The organism is Mesorhizobium sp. M4B.F.Ca.ET.203.01.1.1, from assembly GCF_004791025.1.
Taxonomy (GTDB): Bacteria; Pseudomonadota; Alphaproteobacteria; order Rhizobiales; family Rhizobiaceae; genus Mesorhizobium; species Mesorhizobium abyssinicae.
Window position 1 is genome coordinate 159,642 of record NZ_SRUO01000010.1, and the last position, 18,546, is coordinate 178,187.

At 64.8% G+C, this 18,546-nt stretch carries 21 protein-coding genes; 6 read left to right on the plus strand and 15 right to left on the minus strand.

What is annotated here, in order from left to right:
* Nucleotides 1-26: 26 nt before the first annotated feature.
* A complete protein-coding gene (locus EN846_RS21580; protein ID WP_127282147.1) occupies nt 27-1,157 on the minus strand; it encodes a glycosyltransferase family 4 protein in 1,131 nt (376 codons plus the stop codon).
* An 8-nt stretch (nt 1,158-1,165) separates the two neighbouring features.
* Nucleotides 1,166-1,729 (minus strand): polysaccharide biosynthesis/export family protein, encoded by a 564-nt coding sequence (locus EN846_RS21585; RefSeq protein ID WP_127282146.1) that lies wholly within the window; start codon nt 1,727-1,729, stop codon nt 1,166-1,168.
* A gap of 262 nt (nt 1,730-1,991) precedes the next feature.
* On the opposite strand from EN846_RS21585, the gene EN846_RS21590 reads away from it, so the two are divergent.
* Nucleotides 1,992-4,166, plus strand: a complete 2,175-nt coding sequence (locus EN846_RS21590) for an exopolysaccharide transport family protein (protein ID WP_128346371.1) — start codon at nt 1,992-1,994, stop codon at nt 4,164-4,166.
* Nucleotides 4,167-4,229: 63 nt separating this feature from the next.
* Here EN846_RS21590 and EN846_RS21595 read toward each other — a convergent pair whose 3' ends face one another.
* The gene (locus tag EN846_RS21595) at nt 4,230-5,456 is read right to left on the minus strand and encodes a GNAT family N-acetyltransferase (protein ID WP_127282144.1); all 1,227 of its coding nucleotides are present in this window, start codon (nt 5,454-5,456) and stop codon (nt 4,230-4,232) included.
* Between the two features lie 91 nt (nt 5,457-5,547).
* Between EN846_RS21595 and EN846_RS21600 the strand changes: the two genes are divergently transcribed.
* Nucleotides 5,548-6,606, plus strand: coding sequence for a polysaccharide deacetylase family protein (locus EN846_RS21600; RefSeq protein WP_127392201.1), 1,059 nt, complete (start codon nt 5,548-5,550; stop codon nt 6,604-6,606).
* A gap of 166 nt (nt 6,607-6,772) precedes the next feature.
* Here the strand turns inward: EN846_RS21600 and EN846_RS21605 are convergent, their stop codons facing one another.
* The 7 genes from EN846_RS21605 to EN846_RS21635 form a co-directional block, all read right to left on the minus strand.
* Nucleotides 6,773-7,171 carry a DUF1801 domain-containing protein gene (locus EN846_RS21605; protein WP_127392202.1) on the minus strand — a complete coding sequence of 133 codons (399 nt, stop codon included), beginning with the start codon at nt 7,169-7,171 and terminating at the stop codon, nt 6,773-6,775.
* Nucleotides 7,172-7,224: 53 nt separating this feature from the next.
* Nucleotides 7,225-7,671, minus strand: a complete 447-nt coding sequence (locus EN846_RS21610; protein ID WP_127392203.1) for a DUF1801 domain-containing protein — start codon at nt 7,669-7,671, stop codon at nt 7,225-7,227.
* Between the two features lie 6 nt (nt 7,672-7,677).
* Entirely contained in the window at nt 7,678-7,899 is a 222-nt protein-coding gene (locus EN846_RS21615) for a hypothetical protein (protein ID WP_127392204.1), read from the minus strand.
* Nucleotides 7,900-7,936: 37 nt separating this feature from the next.
* Nucleotides 7,937-8,329, minus strand: coding sequence for a VOC family protein (locus EN846_RS21620; RefSeq protein WP_127392205.1), 393 nt, complete (start codon nt 8,327-8,329; stop codon nt 7,937-7,939).
* A 75-nt stretch (nt 8,330-8,404) separates the two neighbouring features.
* Nucleotides 8,405-8,815 (minus strand): SRPBCC domain-containing protein, encoded by a 411-nt coding sequence (locus tag EN846_RS21625; protein ID WP_127392206.1) that lies wholly within the window; start codon nt 8,813-8,815, stop codon nt 8,405-8,407.
* Complete coding sequence (locus EN846_RS21630; protein ID WP_127392207.1) at nt 8,812-9,135, minus strand: metalloregulator ArsR/SmtB family transcription factor; 324 nt, start codon at nt 9,133-9,135, stop codon at nt 8,812-8,814. The genes EN846_RS21625 and EN846_RS21630 overlap by 4 nt, the downstream gene beginning before the upstream one ends.
* A gap of 268 nt (nt 9,136-9,403) precedes the next feature.
* Entirely contained in the window at nt 9,404-9,619 is a 216-nt protein-coding gene (locus tag EN846_RS21635; protein WP_126054916.1) for a DUF2842 domain-containing protein, read from the minus strand.
* A 152-nt stretch (nt 9,620-9,771) separates the two neighbouring features.
* Here EN846_RS21635 and EN846_RS21640 point away from each other — a divergent pair, with 152 nt between their 5' ends.
* Nucleotides 9,772-10,944, plus strand: coding sequence for a COX15/CtaA family protein (locus EN846_RS21640; protein WP_245509026.1), 1,173 nt, complete (start codon nt 9,772-9,774; stop codon nt 10,942-10,944).
* Between the two features lie 80 nt (nt 10,945-11,024).
* Here the strand turns inward: EN846_RS21640 and argC are convergent, their stop codons facing one another.
* Complete coding sequence (gene argC, locus EN846_RS21650; RefSeq protein WP_127392208.1) at nt 11,025-11,957, minus strand: N-acetyl-gamma-glutamyl-phosphate reductase; 933 nt, start codon at nt 11,955-11,957, stop codon at nt 11,025-11,027.
* Nucleotides 11,958-11,986: 29 nt separating this feature from the next.
* Nucleotides 11,987-12,988 (minus strand): agmatinase, encoded by a 1,002-nt coding sequence (gene speB, locus EN846_RS21655; RefSeq protein WP_127282135.1) that lies wholly within the window; start codon nt 12,986-12,988, stop codon nt 11,987-11,989.
* Between the two features lie 124 nt (nt 12,989-13,112).
* Between speB and EN846_RS21660 the strand changes: the two genes are divergently transcribed.
* Nucleotides 13,113-14,330: an acyltransferase gene (locus EN846_RS21660; RefSeq protein WP_127392209.1), complete on the plus strand. Its 1,218-nt coding sequence runs from the start codon at nt 13,113-13,115 to the stop codon at nt 14,328-14,330.
* Between the two features lie 95 nt (nt 14,331-14,425).
* A complete protein-coding gene (locus tag EN846_RS21665) occupies nt 14,426-15,484 on the plus strand; it encodes a glycerophosphodiester phosphodiesterase family protein (RefSeq protein WP_127392210.1) in 1,059 nt (352 codons plus the stop codon).
* Between the two features lie 51 nt (nt 15,485-15,535).
* Here EN846_RS21665 and EN846_RS21670 read toward each other — a convergent pair whose 3' ends face one another.
* Entirely contained in the window at nt 15,536-16,405 is an 870-nt protein-coding gene (locus EN846_RS21670) for an aldo/keto reductase family oxidoreductase (protein ID WP_128346609.1), read from the minus strand.
* Nucleotides 16,406-16,499: 94 nt separating this feature from the next.
* Here EN846_RS21670 and EN846_RS21675 point away from each other — a divergent pair, with 94 nt between their 5' ends.
* Nucleotides 16,500-17,411, plus strand: coding sequence for a LysR family transcriptional regulator (locus tag EN846_RS21675; RefSeq protein WP_127311851.1), 912 nt, complete (start codon nt 16,500-16,502; stop codon nt 17,409-17,411).
* 62 nt (nt 17,412-17,473) lie between these two features.
* Here the strand turns inward: EN846_RS21675 and rpsI are convergent, their stop codons facing one another.
* Together rpsI and rplM are read right to left on the minus strand one after the other, a co-directional pair.
* Nucleotides 17,474-17,950 carry a 30S ribosomal protein S9 gene (gene rpsI / locus EN846_RS21680; RefSeq protein ID WP_126054908.1) on the minus strand — a complete coding sequence of 159 codons (477 nt, stop codon included), beginning with the start codon at nt 17,948-17,950 and terminating at the stop codon, nt 17,474-17,476.
* Entirely contained in the window at nt 17,950-18,414 is a 465-nt protein-coding gene (gene rplM, locus EN846_RS21685) for a 50S ribosomal protein L13 (RefSeq protein ID WP_126054907.1), read from the minus strand. The genes rpsI and rplM overlap by 1 nt, the downstream gene beginning before the upstream one ends.
* Nucleotides 18,415-18,546 lie beyond the last annotated feature (132 nt).

Sequence of the window (18,546 nt, forward strand, 5' to 3'; positions counted from 1 at the left end):
ATACTTGAGATCAAGCCGACCACGCTCTAGCGCCGAAGCGCGGCAAAATAGGCCTTCTCGATCTCCGCCGCCATGACGTCGGCGCCGAAGCGTGCCTTGAGGTCGGGCGCCCCGGGCATCAGGCGCTGGTAGGCGCCGAGATCGGCTAGCGCGTCGCTCAGCCTGTCGCCGAGCTGGTTCGGGTCGGGCCGGATCAAGGCGCGGGAGGTTTCGCCGAAAATTTCCGGAATGCCGCCGACAGCGGTGGCAATCATCGGCTTGCCGGCGGCCAGCGTCTCCAGCACGATATAGGGCATGGCCTCGGCGCGGGATGGCACGACGATCAGCTCCGCCAGCGTGAAGGCGTCCCTGGCCGGCATCGGCGGCAGGAAGCGGACATGGCCGTCGAGGCCGAGCCGTTTCACCTGTTCGTGGTATCGCGGCAGGTCGTCGCCATCGCCGACCATCACGGCGCTCAAGCGTCGGCCAAGCCTGTTGCCGGCCAGCGCCAGCGCATCGATGAAGATGTCGGGACCCTTGAGGTCGCGCATCATGCCGATATAGAGCAGGTCGGCCGCGTCGGGCACGCTCCCCACCGGTTCGAACTCGACCGCGCGCAGGCCATTGTAGACCAGCGTGTTGGGGATGGGTGGTTCGCCCACCTTCCTGCGCCAGGTGCGGCGCTCGTAGTCGGAGACGAACAGCAGGCAGTCGGTGAAGCGCGCCATGAAGCGCTCCAGCGCGAAGAACAGCTTTCCGGTGGCCGTGGTTTCGTCATAGTGGAGGGAGCCGCCATGCGGCGAATAAAGGCGGGCTACGCGAGACCTGGATACCCGCAACAATGAGCCGAACAGCCGGGCATAGGCGCCACCCTTGGCGCCGTGCCCGTGCAGCACGTCCGGCCGCAATTCCTTGATGATTCGGTAGGTGCGCCAGGCCGAGGCGAGGTCGCCCGGCCCGACATGGCGCTGCATCGGCGTGCGATGGATGCCGAGCGCCAGGCTGTCCGTCATGCCCTCGAACAGCCGTTCCTCGAATTCGCCACCGGTGGTCGAGTCGCAGACAATGCCGACTGAGTGACCCGAAGCGATCTGCGCCTCGGTCAGGTCGCGCACGTGCCGGAATATCCCGCCGACGGGTGAGCGAAAGCAATGGACGATCCGCAATTGGTTCGCCACGTTGGTTGTCAAAACAGCCGTTCGCGGACGTAGACGGTATCGCCGGGCAGCAGCGGATCGGATGTGACCACCCGTCCGGTCATTACCTTGCCGTTGATGTCGCGGGTGATGTCGACGCTTTCCTGGTTGGCGCGCGGCGAGAAGCCGCCGGCGATCGCGATCGCCTTTTGCACCGTCAGGCCCGGCACATAGGAATACTGGCCGGCAGCACCCACTTCACCCATGACGAAGATCGGCCGGTAGCGGTCGATCTCGACCGAGACATCGGGATCGCGCAGATAGCCTTGCCGCAATTTGTCGGCGATTTCCTTCTCGAGCTGCTGGGCGGTGTGGCCGCGCGCCGGCACGGCGCCGACCAGCGGCAAGGACATGTAGCCGGACTGGTCGACACTGTAGGTGTTGGTCAGGCCGTCCTGCTCGAAGACCGTGACGCGGACGCGGTCGCCGGCGCCGAGTCGGTAGGGCTGGTCGAGCACCTCATGAAAGGCCGCCGGCGTCGGCCGGTAGCTTGAGCAGCCGGCGAGCATCGACACGGCAAGCAGAGCACGAAAGAGGGAGGCAGTGCTTTTCATGGCCGGTCACGAACCTTCATCGCTGGCCGCCATATGTTGCGGCAAACCCCAGGGAACGGAATCCGTTATCGTCCTGTTAGGGTTAATGGCCGGTAAAGGTTTGCCGTCCGCGGCGGCGGCGGTCGTCAAAAAGCGTAGCTATTCTACTGTCTTTGCTGAATGTTCTTCAGTCGTCTCTAATAGGGGTTCGTACTGATCTTAACGGCTGAGTTACCATAGTTGTTTACGGTCCATCCTAGACTCAAAGTTCGGAGCAGGATGCATGTCCGTTCAGTCCGCGGCCGCAGACGTCGATGTCGATCTCAGGCAGCTCTTCGCCAGTCTGGCGAGGAACTGGCTGCGCATCCTGGTCGTTGCGCTCGCCGTCACCGGTCTGGCCTTCGCTTTCGCCTGGCTCGCCACGCCGCACTATAAGGCTGAGACGAAGCTGCTGATCGAAACCCGCGAATCGGTCTTCACCCGGCCTGACGGCACCAGCAACGACAGCGAGAAGCCGATTCTCGATGAGCAGGGCGTGGCCAGCCAGGTCGAGGTCATCGCCTCGACAGACATCCTCAAGCAGGTGGCCGCCAAGCTCAACCTGTCGCGGCTGCCCGAGTTCGACGAGGCGGCCAAGATGTCGGCGCTCAGACGGCTGTTGGTCATCGTCGGGCTGAAAAGCGACCCCAACGAAATCCCGCCGGAAGAGCGCGTGCTGAAGAAGATGCGCGAGAAGCTCAACGTGTACAGCGTTGAAAAATCTCGCGTTATCGTCATCGAGTTTTCTTCTGAGGATCCTCGGCTCGCCGCCGACATTCCGAACGCCATCGCCGACACCTACATTTCCGTCCAGGGCAACGCCAAGCTGGAATCGAACGCCGCCGCCACCGACTGGCTGGCGCCTGAGATCGCCGACCTGTCGAAGCGGGTCAAGGATGCCGAGGCCAAGGTCGCCGACTTCCGCGCCCAATCGGATCTGCTGATGGGCGGCAACAATGCGGTGCTGGCCACCCAGCAGCTTTCCGAACTGTCCACCGAACTGTCGCGGGTGCGCGCCAATCGCGCCGCCGCCGAGGCGACCGCCGACAGCGTGCGCAAGGCGCTGCAAAGCGGCGGTTCGCTGGACGCGGTGCCGGAAGTGCTGAACTCCGACCTGATCCAGCGCCTGCGCGAGCGGCAGGTCGAGCTTCGGGCCAACATCGCCGACCTCTCCACCACCTTGCTCGACAATCATCCCCGCATCCGCGCCCTGAAATCGCAGCTTGCCGATCTCGACGGCCAGATTCGCAACGAGGCGCAAAAGATCATGAAGGGCCTGGCGACTCAGGCGCAGACGGCCCAGGCGCGCGAGAACCAGCTCCTCGGCGACGTCAACACGCTGAAGGCCGCATCGGCGCGCGCCGGCGAGCAGCAGGTCGAGCTCGACGCGCTGCAGCGCGACGCCAACGCCCAGCGCCAGCTGCTCGAATCCTACATGACCCGCTATCGCGAGGCGTCCTCGCGCAGCGACCGTAACTATCTGCCGGTCGATGCGCGCATCTTCTCGCGCGCCGTGACGCCGTCGGAGCCGTATTTCCCGAAGATCGTGCCGATCGTCGGCGCCGCCTTCGTCGCCTCGCTGCTTCTGATGGCGATCGCGACGCTTCTTGGGGAATTGTTCTCGGGCCGCGCCATGCGCCCGGCCGCCGGCGCCCGCTTCGGGCGAATCGAGCAGGTCGAGATGCCGGTTGCCCGCGTCGAGCCGGCACTTGTCGATGCCGGGCTGGCCAGGGATCGCCTGGCTGATCGAGAGGTTCAGCCGGAGGCCGCCACCGCAGCGGACGCACTGGACGAAAGCGCCGCGCCGAAACCCTCGGCGCTGGGCGAGATCGACATCGAGAAGGCGGCGGAGAAGCTGATCGCCTCGGGTGCCGCGCGGGCCATATTCGTGTCGCCGGAAGGCGACGAGGCCGCCGCTTCGGCCGTGCTGGTGGCGCGCGAGGTCTCGGACGCCGGCCTGCGCGTGCTGCTGCTCGACCTCACCGCTTCGGGCGCCGCCTCGCGACCAATGCTGGACAGCGCGCTTTTCCCGGGGATCACCGATCTGCTTGCCTCCGAGGCGCAGTTCAGCGACGTCATCCACGCCGATCTCTACTCGGACTGCCACGTGATCCCGGTCGGCACCGCCGATCCTGCCCGCGCCATGCGCGCCGCCGACCGGCTGCCGATCATCATGCAGTCGCTGACCACCGCCTACGACCTTGTCGTGGTCGAATGCGGCCCGGCCGACGCGCAAGGCATCAGCCGGCTGGCGGGCGAGGCGACAGAGGTCTTCCTCTCGATGCTGGAGGCGGACGACGAGGTGACACAGGCCGCGGTCAAGCTGATCGAGAACGGCTATCCCGAGCTTACCTTGGTGACGCCGCTCGGCCACGAGTCGCCGGGAACGCCGGTCCCGGGACGGCGCACGGCGGCATAAGACAGGGATCTGCTCCGGCCGCCCGCCGGCGCAGAGCTCCACGATCCCAGCGCTTCTATATGGCTAGCTGTCGTCCTCGCTCGCAGGGGCCGCCTGTCCGGCGGCCTTGCGGCGCAGCATCTTGGTCAGCTTCCAGATGAGCGGGCTGTTCTTGATGAAGGCCTTTATCCGTGCGCCCTGCCGCATCGCCAGCGCCAGCGCGCGGCCTTTCAGCGTCAACGGCGCCATCACCTCGAAATGCTGCGTCTCGACATCGCACCAGAGCCGCTTATAGGGCTCGTCGCCGACCGAGAAGTCATAGACGGCGAAGCCCGTTTCGCAGGCTTCCTGGATGTTGTCGAAGAACAGGAAGTCGCCGGGGCTGGTGAAGGCGAGATCATCCTCGGCGATCGCCCCGAACTCGCAGATCAGGCGCTTGCCCGACAGGCTCGATCCGGTGACGGCGCGCAACTTGCCGGCGACCTCAAGCCCGTGCAGCACGAAGGATGGTTTTGTTTCGGCCAGCGCTTCGCTGAACAAGGCGCGAAAGAAGGCACGAACTTCCGGCTCGCCGAAGACATTGGCGATGCCCATCTTGCGGAAGCGGACCTCCTTCATTTCGAGGAAGGCATCGAGCAGCCTGTCCACATCCTCGCGCGTGCGCGCCTCGATGCGGCGGAAGACACCGACCGCCTCGAATTTGCGCGTCTGCGAACGGTGCTTCTTGCGCTTGCGCTTGCCGCTGGCGCGCGCCAGCAAGGCGTCGAAGCCGCCGTCGAGATCGACGCCGAGCGATAGATTCGGGCTCGGAAAATGGGGCAGGGCGGCGAGCGGATTGGCGGCGCCGTCAAGGTCGGGCAGCAGCCGCTCCAGCGAGATCAGGTCGATGTCGGGCCGTGCCCTGGCGATGCCCGCCAGCATCGAACGCATCGCCGCGGCGTTGGCCATTGGCAGCCAGCCCGGTGCGACGGCGGCGAAATTGCCGTTGGCATGGCGGCCGCCCATGAAGCGGGCGACGCGGAATGGTCCACGACGAACGACTTCAAGGGCCAGCGCAAGCACCGGCTCGTCTTCCATATGGAGTGCCGCGACGACAATGTCGGGATGAACCGCTCGCGCCCAGTTGCGGATCCAGCCGTCACTTTGCGCCGGCGCAAACAGCGCAGAACCGCAGAATCCCGCATAAGTTGCAAGCGCCGCAGCGTCGCCGACGGTAACCGACAGGCCGGCCTGACCGACCGGCGAGGTGCGTGGCGACGTCTCGCTCGCGGCCAGCCGATTGCCGTCAAATGACGCGCTAGCGTCAACCATACCTCAATCCTTAAGGCGTATTGGTCCCAGTCAGGGGGTACGCGTGGGCGCGTTCCGTGCTTGGATGAGCCTAGGCGCAAAAGGTGAAGGAATGATCGACGGGGGCGAGGCAATCCGGAAACTGGCGCTGAACCTCGCCCGCTACACCGGCCTTGCGCCACTGGCGAAGCCGTTTGTCGGCGGCATCGGCGCCATTCTGATGCTGCACCGGGTCACCGCGACGCCGGAGAAGCCGAACGGCGTCAACCGTCACCTGAACATTGCGCCCGGCTTCCTCGATGCCCTCATCGCCGACATGAAGGCCGAAGGCTACGCCTTCGTTTCGCTGGACGAGGCGATCGAACGCGTCGCGTGCGGCGGCAAGGGCGGCCAGTTCGCCACCATCACCGCCGACGACGCCTATCGCGACAACATGACCGAAGCGTTGCCGGTGCTGGAAAAGCACGGCGCACCCATCACCATCTATGTCGCGCCCGGCCTGATCGACGGCGCCGCCGACCTCTGGTGGGACGTGATCGAGGATATCGTCAACGCGCGCGACCGGCTGACGCTGCCGACCCCCAACGGCTCGGTGACGATCGATTGCTCGACCCGCGGCAAGAAACTCCAGGCCAACGCTCGCCTGCATGGCTGGCTGACGGTGGAGGTGCGCGAGGAAGACCAGCGAGCGACGCTGCGCGAATTTGCGCGCGTGAACGGCATCGATCTGGCGACAAAGCGCCCGAGCACGCTGATGAGCTGGGACGAGATCCGGGCCATGTCCGGGCACGGGCTGGTGACGATCGGCGCTCACACCGTCAACCATCTCAACCTGAAACGGCTTTCGGAGGCCGACGCGCGGCATGAGATCGGCGATGTCCGGCGCATATTGCTGGAAAAGCTCGGCCAGGAGCCGCGCCATCTTGCCTATCCCTATGGCTATGCCAGCGCCGTCGGCTGCCGCGAAGTGGGCTTTGCCCGCGATGCCGGCTACGTCTCGGCGGTGACGACGCGCCATGGCGTGCTGCGCGCCGAGCATGCCGGCTTCCTGCATGCCTTGCCGCGCATCTCGGTCAATGGCCGCTACCAGAGCGTCGCCCATATCCGCACAATGCTGTCGGGCGTGACGACGCCGCTCGCCAATGCCGGCAAAATGGTGGTGACGATCTAGGTCTGTTGATATTCAGGTGAGGCCAGCCTGCAAACGGCGCTTTCCTGCGCTTCCTGTGCTCACGTACTCTAAGTACGCTCCGCTCCGGTTCTCGGAAATCACCGTTTTCGACTCGGCCTGACCTGAATCTCAACAGACCTTGGCTGCCGCCGGTCGATCCTGCGGATTATTTCCTGGCCTTGGACTTGTTCAGGCTCACAGCCGCGCGAACCAGCGCCTTCAGAGCCTCGGCGTTTATCGCATCGCCCTCGTGGAAATCGATGGCGCGCCTGGTGTTGCCCTCCAAGCTGGAGTTGAAGAGACCGGAGGGATCCTCCAAGGAAGCCCCCTTGGCGAAGGTCAGCTTGACCACGGCCTTGTAGGTCTCGCCCGTGCAGATCATGCCGGCGTCCTCCCAAACGGGAACGCCTCTCCATTTCCACTCCTCGACGACGTCGGGATCGGCCTCCTTGATCAGGCCGCGGAGCTGGCTGAGCATCCAGCCCCTCCAGTCGCCCAACTCCTCGATCCTGGCGTCTATCAGCTGCGAAGGAGACTTGCTTTCCGGCGATGCGCTATTGTTCATGGTTGGCTGTCACTCCCTTCGTGTTGTTGTTGCGCCACGTAGCCGTCGTCCGGTCACATCCGTTCGCCGGGCAATCGGCTGGCCTGCTTCACCCATTCGGCGACCTGGGCTTCATCGACCTGATCGTCCTCGCGAATGTCGAGGTAGCGCGTTTCCTTGGTCCTGGACTCGCCTGGAGGCAGCGGGCTGAGCGACGTGCCGCGGAAGAAGGCGACCTTGACGTATTTCGCGAAGCAATGAACGCCGAGGAACCAACCTTGGCCCTCGACCCCGTAAAGCGGCGAGTTCCATTTGACCGCCTTCTCGACGCCGGGGACGGCGCGCGCGATGAGCGCATCGAGACGGCGGCCGACATCGCGCTTCCACCCCGGCATGGCGGCAATATAGGCCTGCACCGGGGCGTCGCCATAGCCCTTGGCGATCTGCGGGTTGCCGCCTGAAAGCAGGACCGGCTCTGTGCCGGCCCGCTTGGCGTTCGATTGTCCACGCGTCTTCGCCATCCGTCCCTATCCGCCCACGCGCTGCTCGCTACGCGACTTGCCGGTGTAGGGCAGCACGAACATATAGAGGCCGGAAAACAGCAGCAGGAAGAGCGGCAAGAGCGGCGAGTATACCACCCAGGCGGGCGGCTCCCCCAATGCCATGGCGACGAAGTTGGCGATGACGGTCACCGTAAAGACGATCGACAGCCAACGGTGAATTTGCCGAATCCACTGGCTAAAGTTCAATACGACCTCCTCTGAGAAATGAGCGGAAAAGCCCGCGCTACCAGCGCGCCAGCTGGGTGATCTGGACCAGGTTGCCGCAGCTGTCGTTCACTTGCGCAATGGTCGAGCCGGTGACCGTGGTCGGCGCCATGGCGAAGGCGGCGCCTCGTGCCTTGAGGCGCTCGTGGTCGCTCTCGATATCGTCGGTGAAGAACATGACGGCGGGCTGGCCCTGCTTGAACATGGCCTGCTGGTAGGACTTGGCCGCGGGATTGTCGTTCAGCGCCAGCTGCAGCTCGGTGCCCTCCGGCTCGTCGGACGAGGCGACGGTCAGCCAGCGAAACGGCCCGTTGCTGAAATCGGCCTTCTTGGTGAAGCCGAGAACGTCGGTGTAGAAGGCGAGGGCCTTTTCCTGGTCGTCCACATACACTTTGGTCAGCTTGATCTTCATTCTGTTTCCTCCATTGGCATCGTGCGCGGCATAGCGCGTGGTGAACGTGGGCTTGACTTGAACTGCCGGTAGACTTCAGTCCATCCGCGCCAGCACCTGCTCCAGGGCTGCAAGGTACCTCGGCCAGCCGACGGTGGCGCCCCGGTAGTAGGGTTGCTGATCCGGCCGGAAGCCGGTCTGCTCCATGCGTAAATGGGTTCCCGTGCTCGTGGGGGTGAGCGTCCAGGTGACGACGCTCTCGAGATCCTTGGTGTCCCAACTGTAGGACAGCGTCTTGTTGGGCTCGACCGTTTGGACCTGGCAGTCGACGCCGCCCCAGTCCGCGCTGACACTGAAACGATGGTCCACGACCGGCTTGAAGTTGTTCTTCATCAGCCACTCCTCGATCAGATGCGGTTGCGTCAGCGCGCGCCAGATCTTTTCCGGCGGATAAGGTATCTCCCGCTCGACGACGACGGAGCGGGTTTCGGTTGCAGTATTGATCATTGGTCCATTCTTTTGAGCAGATCCTCGAGGTCGTCGAACCGGCTCTCCCAGAAGCCGGCCATCTGGCGTGTCCAATCCATCAGGGGAGCAAGCGCGCCTAGCTGCGCGCTATAGTGGGTCTGCCGTCCCTCATGGCGGTCGCGCACCAGCCCTGCCTGCCTCAGGACGCCGAGATGCTTCGACACGGCTGGCTGCGACACCCCGGACTGGGCCGTAAGGGCGCCCACGGTCTGCTCTCCCTTTTGGCACAGTCGTTCGAAGATGGCGCGCCGGGTCGGATCGGCAAGTGTCCTGAACAGCGCGTCGTGGGCATTCGTCATGGGATCGATAACCCGGTGGCTATTGATTGACGTATAACCATTGAGATATGTGTGCGTCAAGCGGGAAGGTGGAGCGGCGCGATGATCCTGGTCCTGGGAGTCGCAAGGAACGCTGGACTTCATGCGCCGGTGCCGGCGCCGCGGTCAACTTCATGTCACCGTCGCGGATGGCCGGCCCGGAGCATCAACACTTGTGGAAGTAGCGAGATGTGTTCGGCGCGCGCAATCACATCACATTCCCGTTTGCGCCCTTTGCAGGCGCCGGACTTCAGCCTTTGGGCCGCGGTTCGATGATCAGCCACTTGATGATGCCCATCGCCGGCAGCACCCACAGCAGGCCGCTCAACAGGAAGAACAGGAGATGCACCAGCGGACTCGATTCCGACAGTTGGGCAACCGCCACGATCGACGCCACCAGCGCGTAGATGACGACCAGCGCAACCAGCAGCACGGTTCCGATCAGCTTTTTGAGGCGAATGGGCATGTCGCGATCTCTTTGACGGCTATCGCTTAGGCCGATCGCAGGGTGCACGCAACCTGTCATTGGCGGCGCGACGGCGTGCCGCGCTGCCCGGCCTTGCCACCGGGGCTGCCTTGGTCCACCAATCCCGCGACCTCAATTGCCGGAACACAACCATGGCCGCCATCACTGCTGCCGCACCCTATGCCGCCCGCGATCGCGACCTGCGCAACCGGGCGCAGGTGCGCGGCTGGCTATATTTCGTGCTTCTCGTGCTGTTCGCCTTGGTGCTGGTCGGCGGCGCCACCAGGCTTACCGAATCCGGCTTGTCGATCACCGAATGGCAGCCGATCCACGGTGTCATCCCGCCGCTCAACGACGCCGAGTGGCAGGAGGAGTTCCAGCGCTACCAGCAGATCCCGCAATATGCCGAGCTCAATAAGGGCATGAGCATCGAGGCGTTCAAGTCGATCTTCTGGTGGGAGTGGGTACACCGCATCCTGGCGCGCAGCGTCGGCCTCGTCTTTGCCCTGCCGCTGCTGTTCTTCTGGGCGACGCGCCGTATTGAGCGCGGCCTTGGGCCGAAGCTCGTCGGCATCCTGCTGCTCGGCGGCCTGCAGGGCGCCATCGGCTGGTGGATGGTCGCGTCCGGCCTGGTCGACCGCGTCTCGGTCAGCCAATACCGGTTGGCCACGCATCTCACGCTGGCGGCGCTGATCTTCACCGCGACTATGGTAGTGGCGCGGGGGCTGGCGCCGCATTCCGAGCCCGCCGCCGATCGCTCGACGCAGCGGCTTGCTGGCGTCATCGTGCTGCTGGCGCTGGTGCAGATCTATCTCGGCGGGTTGGTCGCCGGGTTGGACGCCGGTTTGAGCTACAACACCTGGCCGCTGATGGACGGCAGGCTCGTTCCAGGCGATCTGCTTCTGCTCGAGCCCGCCTGGCGCAACTTCTTCGAGAACCCGAAGACGGTGCAGTTCGTCCACCGCATCGGCGCCTACACGGTCTTTGCGGTCGCGCTCTGGCACATGATCGCGACGCGCCGGCGTCTGCCGGGAACCACCCATGCGCGCCGCGCCACGCTGCTGTTCCTGATTGTCCTGGTGCAGGCCTCGATCGGCATCGGCACGCTGTTGATGCAGGTGCCGCTGCACATGGCGCTGACCCATCAGGGTTTCGCGCTGATCCTGCTCGGATTTGCCGCCGCGCACTGGCGCGGCACCAAGGGTGCCTATCCGCTACCGACGAGACCGCCGATGAAGCGCAGGTACGTGCTCCTTGTCGGTGTAGGCGTCTCGTTGGTTGCGGCTGGGATACGTCTATCCCTACCGCCGGTGTGGTTTCCGTAAGGGATGCGGCTGGAGAAGGTTTCGGCAATGAGTTCGGGCGCGCTGACTTTCCAGCGCTTCGGAAATTCCGGCATGCCTGCTTACGGGGTGAGGCCGAGCATCAGGTCCATGTTCTGCACGGCGGCGCCCGACGCGCCCTTGCCGAGATTGTCGTAGACGGCGACCAGCAGCGCCTGCGCCCGCTCGTCATTGGCAAAGACGTAGACCTTCATCTTGTTGGTGCCGTTGTAGATTTCCGGATCGACCTCGGGGATGCGCTCCAGATGCGTGTAGGGCGCGACCTCGACCACGCCACCCTCGATCGCAGTGAAATGATCGGCCAGCGCGGCGTGCATCTCGGCGCCCGTCGGCACGCGCTCGAGGCCGCCGAGTTGCAGCGGCACCACGGTGATCATGCCTTGCGCGAAATTGCCGACCGCCGGTTGCATGATCGGGTCGTGCGAAAGCTTGGCATAGGTCCTGAGCTCCGGCACGTGCTTGTGCTGCAGGGTCAGCCCGTAGGGCAGGAATTCGGGCGCGTCCTCGCCCTTGCCGACATAGTCCTCGATCATCGGCCGGCCGCCGCCTGAATAGCCGGAAATGCCGTTGACGGTGATCGGGAAATCTGCGGGCAGCAATCCGGCCGACACCAGCGGCCTGAGCGTCGCGATCGGCCCCTGCGGCCAGCAGCCGGGATTGGCGACGCGCTTCGCGTTGGCGATCTTCCTCGCCTGGTCCTTGTCCATTTCGGCGAAACCATATTCCCAGCCGGCGGCAACGCGATGCGCGGTCGAGGCGTCGATCACCCGGGTGGTGTCATTCTCGATCAGCGACACACTTTCCTTGGCGGCGGCGTCCGGCAGGCACAGGATCGCGACATCGGCGGCATTAAGGAACTCGGCCCGCGCCGCAGTTTCCTTGCGGCGCTCGGTGGGGATCGAGATGATCTCCAGGTCGCCCCGCTCGGCCAGCAGCGCCCTGATCTGCAGGCCGGTGGTGCCGTGTTCGCCGTCGATGAAGATTTTCGGTTTCATTGCCTTGAAAAGTCCCTGCGATTTCAGCGCTATATGCCCTGAGCGTGATTGACTGCAACAGTATTGCCGTTGTTTAGGTCCTCGAGCCGGGCTTTCCGCTCGGCGACCAGGCCCAGATAATGCATCGCCACCATGGAGCCCGCGATCGCCGTTATATCGGCATGATCGTAAGCGGGCGCAACCTCGACCACGTCGGCGCCGACAATGTCGATCTGGCCGAGTTGGCGCAGTGTCGACAGGATCTTCGCCGAGGACGGGCCGCCGGCGACCGGCGTGCCCGTGCCCGGTGCGAAGGCCGGGTCGAGGCAGTCGATGTCGAAGGTGAGATAGGTCTTCCTGCCGCCGGTACGGTCGACGATAGCATAGGCGATGTCGGACGCTCGCATCTCCTCGACCTCGTGACCGTAGAGGATCTTGATGCCGAACGTATCGGGGGCGTGCGTGCGGATGCCGATCTGGATCGAGCGATCGGGATCGATGATGCCTTCTTTCACGGCGCGTCCGACGAAGGAGCCGTGGTCGATGCGTTTGCCGTCGTCCGGCCAGGTGTCCTGATGGGCGTCGAACTGCACCATCGCCAGCGGTCCGTGGATGGCGGCATGCGCCTTGAGCAGCGGCCAGGTGACGAAATGGTCGCCGCCGAGCGACAACAGGAAGGCGCCTGATTTCAGGATCTTGGCCGCCTCGCGCTCGATCGTGCCGGGTGTCTTCTGATGGTTGCCGCTGTCGAGCAGGCAGTCGCCGTAGTCGACAACAGCGAGGTGCTCGAACAGGTCGCGCGAGAACGGGTACTGCGGGTCGTTGTCGAGGATCGCCGAGGCGCGGCGGATCGCCTGCGGCCCGAAGCGTGCGCCCGGCCGGTTGGTGACGGCGGCATCGAAGGGAATGCCCCACACCACCGCGTCCGCGCCCCTCACGTCCTTCGTGTATCTGCGCCGCATGAACGACAGCGCGCCGGCATAGGTCGGCTCGAAGGACGCGCCCGTCTTGGAGCGGGCGGTGAAGGCATGGTCGATGTTCTGGTTCGCCATTACGGGTCCTCGGTTTTCAGCGGGTTGCCACAACTACAGAACCGGCACGCAACATGCCAGTCACAGAGTGGGGAAACGGGAATGGCGCTCGGCGAGTGCCACGACAACACAGGATTGTATCATCATGACGCAGACCGCCTTTCTCAACCCCGCGCATATGCCGGCGGCGACCCGGACCGGCACCGTGGCGAGCGAGCGTTTCCTGGCGCTCGATTCCTGGCGTGGCATCTGCGCGCTGCTGGTGGCACTGTTCCATTTCCCGACCGACTCGACGATCTCGCAAAGCGCCTTTGTCGGCGGCTCCTACCTGTTCGTCGATTTCTTCTTCGTGTTGTCCGGCTTCGTCATCGCCAGTTCCTACGGCAACCGGCTCAGCGAGCCGGTCGAGCTTGCCCGCTTCGCACCTGTCCGCTTCGGCCGTATCTACCCGCTGCATCTCGTGATGCTCGCCGCCTTCGCCGCCTTCGAGGAATTGCGGCTCATGCTGCCGCAATTGCACGGCACGGGTGCCGAGCCGTTCACCGGCGGCTTCGACCTGAACAGCCTCGTCGCCAATCTCTTCCTGCTGCAAGGCATGGGCGTCGAGGATCATCTGAGCTGGAACGCGCCGAGCTGGAGCATCTCGGCCGAATTCTTCGCCTATCTGCTGTTTGCCGCCGTTGTCTTCACGGCAGGCCGGCGCAGCTGGATCTGGCTTGTGGCCGCTGCCGTCACCGCGCCGCTTTTCCTGCTTGCCTTCTCTCACACGCATATGGACGTGTCCTTCGACTTCGGCTTCATCCGCTGCCTCTACGGCTTCTCGCTCGGCGCGCTGCTGGCATGGTTTCAGCACGATTCCATTGCAGAGGCGCGACAGGCGCTTGCCGGTGACGGCAGGGCGCGGATCGCCTGGACGGCGGCCGAGATGGTGATGATCGCGGTGATCGGTGTTTTTGTCGCGCTGGCCGGAGACAACGATGCCGGCATCGCCGCTCCCCTGGTGTTTGCGCTGGCGCTCTACCTCTTTGCGCATGAGGGCGGCTGGATCAGCGCCTTCCTGCGCACCCGGCCGATGCCGATGCTGGGCGCGCTCTCCTATTCCATCTACATGGTCCACATCTTCGTGCAGGCGCGCATGATCAATGTCGGCGGGCTGGTGGAGCGCAAGTTCGGGCTTCACCTGCTTGGCGACATCGTGCTGCGCGGCGACCATGCGACCGGCTTCGGCGCCGATCTGCCATGGCTCGGCTTTGCCGCTATTCTCACCATGCTCGTCGCCACCATCGCCGTCTCCTGGTTCACCTGGCGCTTCGTCGAAATGCCGGCCCTGGCCTGGTTCCGGCGGCTCGCCAAGCGGATCTGAGAAGCCAATCCGTTCAAGCCCATAGCCGGCTTCGTTCACCGCCCTGTCATGCGCATCGCTTAACCGGACTGCGATCCGGAACGGAGCGATTCTTGATGCGTACCATCTGGCAAGGCCTTCTGCTTTCCGCGGCGCTCGCGGTCTCGATCGGCCATGCCTTGGCCGGCGAAACGCGCGCCAGGCAGATCCTCGACCGCTTCGAGCATGCCAACCAGTGGCGCGACCATGTGATGGTGGCGGCGCACCGCGCCGGCGGCATGCAGGCCGGCAAGACGCCTTACCCCGAGAATTCGCTCGCCGCGGTCGAGGCCTCGATCGCGCTCGGTGCCGAGATCGTCGAGGTCGACATCAGGCGCTCCAAGGACGGCGAGTTCGTCGTCATGCATGACAGCTGGCTCGACCGCACCACCAACTGCAAGGGCGAGGTGGTCGACCATACTGTCGCCGAACTGAAGAGATGCAGGCTTGTCCTGGAGGGCACCGGCGCCATCACCAGCGAGCCGGTCTCGACGCTGCGCGAAATGCTGATGGCGACCAGGGACCGGATCCTGATCAACCTCGACAACAAGCTCGACGTTCATGCTCTGCCCGGCATGATCGCGGTTGCCCGCGATCTCGGCATGGCCGATCAGGTCATCGTCAAGGAGAACCTCTGGAACCAGCAGCGGATCGACACCGTCAAGGCGGCGATCGACGCTATCGGCGGCGGCTTCCAGTTCATGCCGATCATCGCCGACGATGCCGTGCGCGACGCCGCCTTCGCCGAGAAGGTTGGCCGCGTCTTTTCCCCGGGTGCGATCGAGCTGATCAACTGGCGGGCCGGCGCCGAGACGTTGACGGAGACGGGCGGACCGCTGTTCACCAACCGCATGCGGGCGTCTGCCGTGCGCGGCGGCTGGCACCTCTGGGCCGACACCTACGCCATCGTCAACAAGCCGGGCGGCTACCTGTCGGGCGGCCGCGGCGACGAGCTGGCGGTCGCCGCAAGCCTTCCCGCCGAGACCTGGGGCTTCTGGGCCGAACGCGGCGCCACCATCATCCAGACCGACGAGCCGAAGGCGGCGATCGGCTGGCTCGCCGCCAATGGTTTTCGCGTGCCTTATGCAGATGAGGCGCGGCCGGCCGAGCCGGCGCATACGGCGAGTATTAATTAGGCGTCGGCGCCGACGCAGCTAATCTCCCCCACGAGGGGGGAGATTAGCCAATCACGCGGCTTTCGCCACGCCATCCAACTCGTCCAGCACCTCCGCCGAAAGCTCCAGCTCCGCCGCCGCAAGATTCTCCCGCAGATGCCCGACCGACGACGTGCCGGGGATCAGCAGAATGTTCGGCGAGCGTCGCAGCAGCCAGGCGAGCGCCACCTGCATCGACGTCGCGCCGAGCCGTTCCGCCACCCGCGACAAAGTCGAAGACTGCAGCGGGCTGAAGCCGCCGAGCGGGAAGAATGGCACATAGGCGGTGCCTTCCCGCGCCAGTTGGTCGATCAGCGCGTCGTCGTCGCGGTGCGCCAGATTGTACTGGTTCTGCACGCAGACGATCTTGCAGATCCGGAGGCCTTCCTCGATCTGCGCGGGAGTGACGTTGCTCAGGCCGATATGGCGCACCAGTCCCTTGCGCTGCAACTCGGCAAGCGCTGTCAACTGCGCTTCGATCGAGCCCTCAGTCGGCCCCATCCCGAACATTATGCGCAGATTGACGACGTCCAGCACCTCAAGTCCGAGATTCCTGAGGTTGTCATGCACGGCCTGCTCAAGTTCGGTAGGCGAATTGGCCGGCAGCCAGGACGCATCGCTGCCGCGCCGCGCGCCGATCTTGGTGACGAGGACGAGGTCCTTGGGGTAAGGCGACAGCGCCTCGCGAATAATCTGGTTGGTGACGTGCGGGCCGTAATAGTCGCAGGTGTCGATATGGTCCACGCCCGATGACACCGCCTCGCGCAGCACCGCCAGTGCGGCATCGCGATCCCTGGGCGGACCAAACACATGCGGGCCGGCAAGCTGCATGGCGCCGTAGCCAAGGCGTTTCACGGTGTGGCTTCCGAGGGTGAATGTGCCGGACTTTTGGATGCTGGACATGCTGTTTCTCCTTGCTGTCGACGAGGCAGATAGGCGCTGTCGGCTGTTTCGATAATCGCTTATAATCCGGACAGGTTGTACGGGATGACGAACAATGGCGACGGATCTCAACGATCTCCAGGCGTTTATGGCGGTGGCGCGCGCAGGCGGTTTTCGCGAAGGAGCCCGCGCGACGGCGGGCAGTGCCTCCGCGCTCAGCGAAGCGATCCGCCGTCTGGAAACCCAGCTCGGTGTGAGGCTCTTCAACCGCACCACGCGCAGCGTCGCTTTGACCGAGGCTGGTGCCAGCCTGCTGGCGCGGCTCGGCCCCGCATTGGGCGAGGTAGAAGCTGCGCTCGATGTGGTGAACGGCTTTCGCGACCGGCCCGCCGGAACGTTGCGTCTCAACGTGCCGATAAGCGCCTCGCGGCTGGTGCTGCCCAAAATCGTTCCGGGATTTCTCGCGGCCTATCCCGCCATTCGCCTGGAGGTGATCGCCGAGGAGAACTTCATCGATCTGCTGGTGGCCGGCTGCGACGCCGGAATCCGCTATGACGAGCGGCTGGAGCAGGACATGATCGCGGTGCCGATCGGACCCCGAGCGCAGCGCTTCACGACCTCCGCTGCGCCGTCCTACCTTGACCGGCACGGCCGGCCGCAGCACCCGCGCGACCTGCTTGGCCATGCCTGTGTGCGCGGCCGCTTCCCGAGCGGGGTCATGACGCCCTGGGAGTTCGAGCGGGACGGCGAGGTGGTGCGGGTCGATCCCACGGGGCCATTGGTCGTCAGCATCGGTGGAGGCGTCGATCTCGCTGTCGATGCGGCGATCGCTGGTGTCGGCATTCTCTGGCTGTTTGAGGACTGGGTGCGCCCGCATTTCGAGAGCGGCGCGCTGGAACCTGTGCTGGAGCCGTGGTGGCAGAGCTTCCCGGGACCCTTCCTGTACTATCCCGGCCGACGGCTGGTGCCCGCGCCGCTGCGCGCATTCATCGACTACATAAAGACGCCGGCCGGCCGCGGTCCCTGAGCATCCCAAAAACAAAAAGGCCGCCCGGAGGCGGCCTTTCGATTGTCCAAATTTCGTAGCGCTTAGCGCTTCGAGAACTGGAAGGAGCGGCGGGCCTTCGCCTTGCCGTACTTCTTGCGCTCGACGACGCGGCTGTCGCGGGTCAGGAAGCCGCCCTTCTTGAGCACGGCGCGCAGCGCCGGCTCGTAGTAGGTCAGCGCCTTGGAGATGCCGTGACGAACGGCGCCGGCCTGGCCGGACAGGCCGCCGCCGATGACGGTGGCGACGATGTCGTATTGGCCGGCCCGGTTGGCGGCGATGATCGGCTGGTTGAGGATCATCTGCAGCACCGGACGCGCGAAGTAGCTCGCGAATTCCTTGTCGTTGACGACGATCTTGCCGGAGCCCGGCTTCACCCAGACGCGCGCGATGGCGTTCTTGCGCTTGCCGGTGGCATAGGCGCGGCCCGACTTGTCGAGCTTCTGGACGTGGACGGGAGCGGCCGGCTGCGCGACGGCAGCGGCAGTCCCGAGTTCTGCGAGCGAGGAAAGCTCAGCCATTACGAAGCCCTCTTGTTCTTGGAGTTCAGCTTGGCCACGTCGAGCGTGACGGGCTGCTGGGCGACATGCGGATGTTCAGCGCCTGCATAGACGCGGAGATTCTTCATTTGGCGACGGCCAAGCGGGCCGCGCGGGATCATGCGCTCGACGGCCTTCTCGACGACGCGCTCGGGGAAACGGCCCTCGAGCAGCTGGCGCGCGGTGCGCTCCTTGATGCCGCCGGGATGGCCGGTGTGCCAGTAGTAGACCTTGTCGGTGTACTTCTTGCCGGTGAACACCACCTTGTCGGCATTGATGACGATGACGTTGTCGCCGTCGTCGACATGCGGGGTGAAGGTGGGCTTGTGCTTGCCGCGCAGATGGTTGGCGATGACAGTGGCGAGGCGGCCGACGACGAGACCTTCGGCGTCGATCAGCACCCACTTCTTCACCACATCCGCAGGCTTCTGCGAAAAGGTAGCCATGGTTCTTGCTCTCGATTGGACCTTCCCTACCCGCGAAGGACAGGGAAAGGCGTTTCTTGTTGCTTGAATTGGCTGGGGTGTTCGCCCGTCGCCAATAACAAAGCGGCGGCCGTTGCGGGCCGCTGCTTCGCG

Bases quoted from the DNA above. Each gene is read 5' to 3' on its own strand.
- EN846_RS21640 (WP_245509026.1), top strand. From the start codon at position 9,772: ATGGCCGCCATCACTGCTGCCGCACCCTATGCCGCCCGCGATCGCGAC.
- EN846_RS21670 (WP_128346609.1), bottom strand. From the start codon at position 16,405: ATGTCCAGCATCCAAAAGTCCGGCACATTCACCCTCGGAAGCCACACC.
- EN846_RS21660 (WP_127392209.1), top strand. From the start codon at position 13,113: ATGACGCAGACCGCCTTTCTCAACCCCGCGCATATGCCGGCGGCGACC.
- rplM (WP_126054907.1), bottom strand. From the start codon at position 18,414: ATGGCTACCTTTTCGCAGAAGCCTGCGGATGTGGTGAAGAAGTGGGTG.
- EN846_RS21630 (WP_127392207.1), bottom strand. From the start codon at position 9,135: ATGACGAATGCCCACGACGCGCTGTTCAGGACACTTGCCGATCCGACC.
- EN846_RS21605 (WP_127392202.1), bottom strand. From the start codon at position 7,171: ATGAACAATAGCGCATCGCCGGAAAGCAAGTCTCCTTCGCAGCTGATA.
- EN846_RS21620 (WP_127392205.1), bottom strand. From the start codon at position 8,329: ATGAAGATCAAGCTGACCAAAGTGTATGTGGACGACCAGGAAAAGGCC.
- EN846_RS21610 (WP_127392203.1), bottom strand. From the start codon at position 7,671: ATGGCGAAGACGCGTGGACAATCGAACGCCAAGCGGGCCGGCACAGAG.
- EN846_RS21625 (WP_127392206.1), bottom strand. From the start codon at position 8,815: ATGATCAATACTGCAACCGAAACCCGCTCCGTCGTCGTCGAGCGGGAG.
- EN846_RS21665 (WP_127392210.1), top strand. From the start codon at position 14,426: ATGCGTACCATCTGGCAAGGCCTTCTGCTTTCCGCGGCGCTCGCGGTC.
- rpsI (WP_126054908.1), bottom strand. From the start codon at position 17,950: ATGGCTGAGCTTTCCTCGCTCGCAGAACTCGGGACTGCCGCTGCCGTC.
- argC (WP_127392208.1), bottom strand. From the start codon at position 11,957: ATGAAACCGAAAATCTTCATCGACGGCGAACACGGCACCACCGGCCTG.
- EN846_RS21585 (WP_127282146.1), bottom strand. From the start codon at position 1,729: ATGAAAAGCACTGCCTCCCTCTTTCGTGCTCTGCTTGCCGTGTCGATG.
- EN846_RS21635 (WP_126054916.1), bottom strand. From the start codon at position 9,619: ATGCCCATTCGCCTCAAAAAGCTGATCGGAACCGTGCTGCTGGTTGCG.
- speB (WP_127282135.1), bottom strand. From the start codon at position 12,988: ATGGCGAACCAGAACATCGACCATGCCTTCACCGCCCGCTCCAAGACG.
- EN846_RS21595 (WP_127282144.1), bottom strand. From the start codon at position 5,456: ATGGTTGACGCTAGCGCGTCATTTGACGGCAATCGGCTGGCCGCGAGC.
- EN846_RS21675 (WP_127311851.1), top strand. From the start codon at position 16,500: ATGGCGACGGATCTCAACGATCTCCAGGCGTTTATGGCGGTGGCGCGC.
- EN846_RS21590 (WP_128346371.1), top strand. From the start codon at position 1,992: ATGTCCGTTCAGTCCGCGGCCGCAGACGTCGATGTCGATCTCAGGCAG.
- EN846_RS21600 (WP_127392201.1), top strand. From the start codon at position 5,548: ATGATCGACGGGGGCGAGGCAATCCGGAAACTGGCGCTGAACCTCGCC.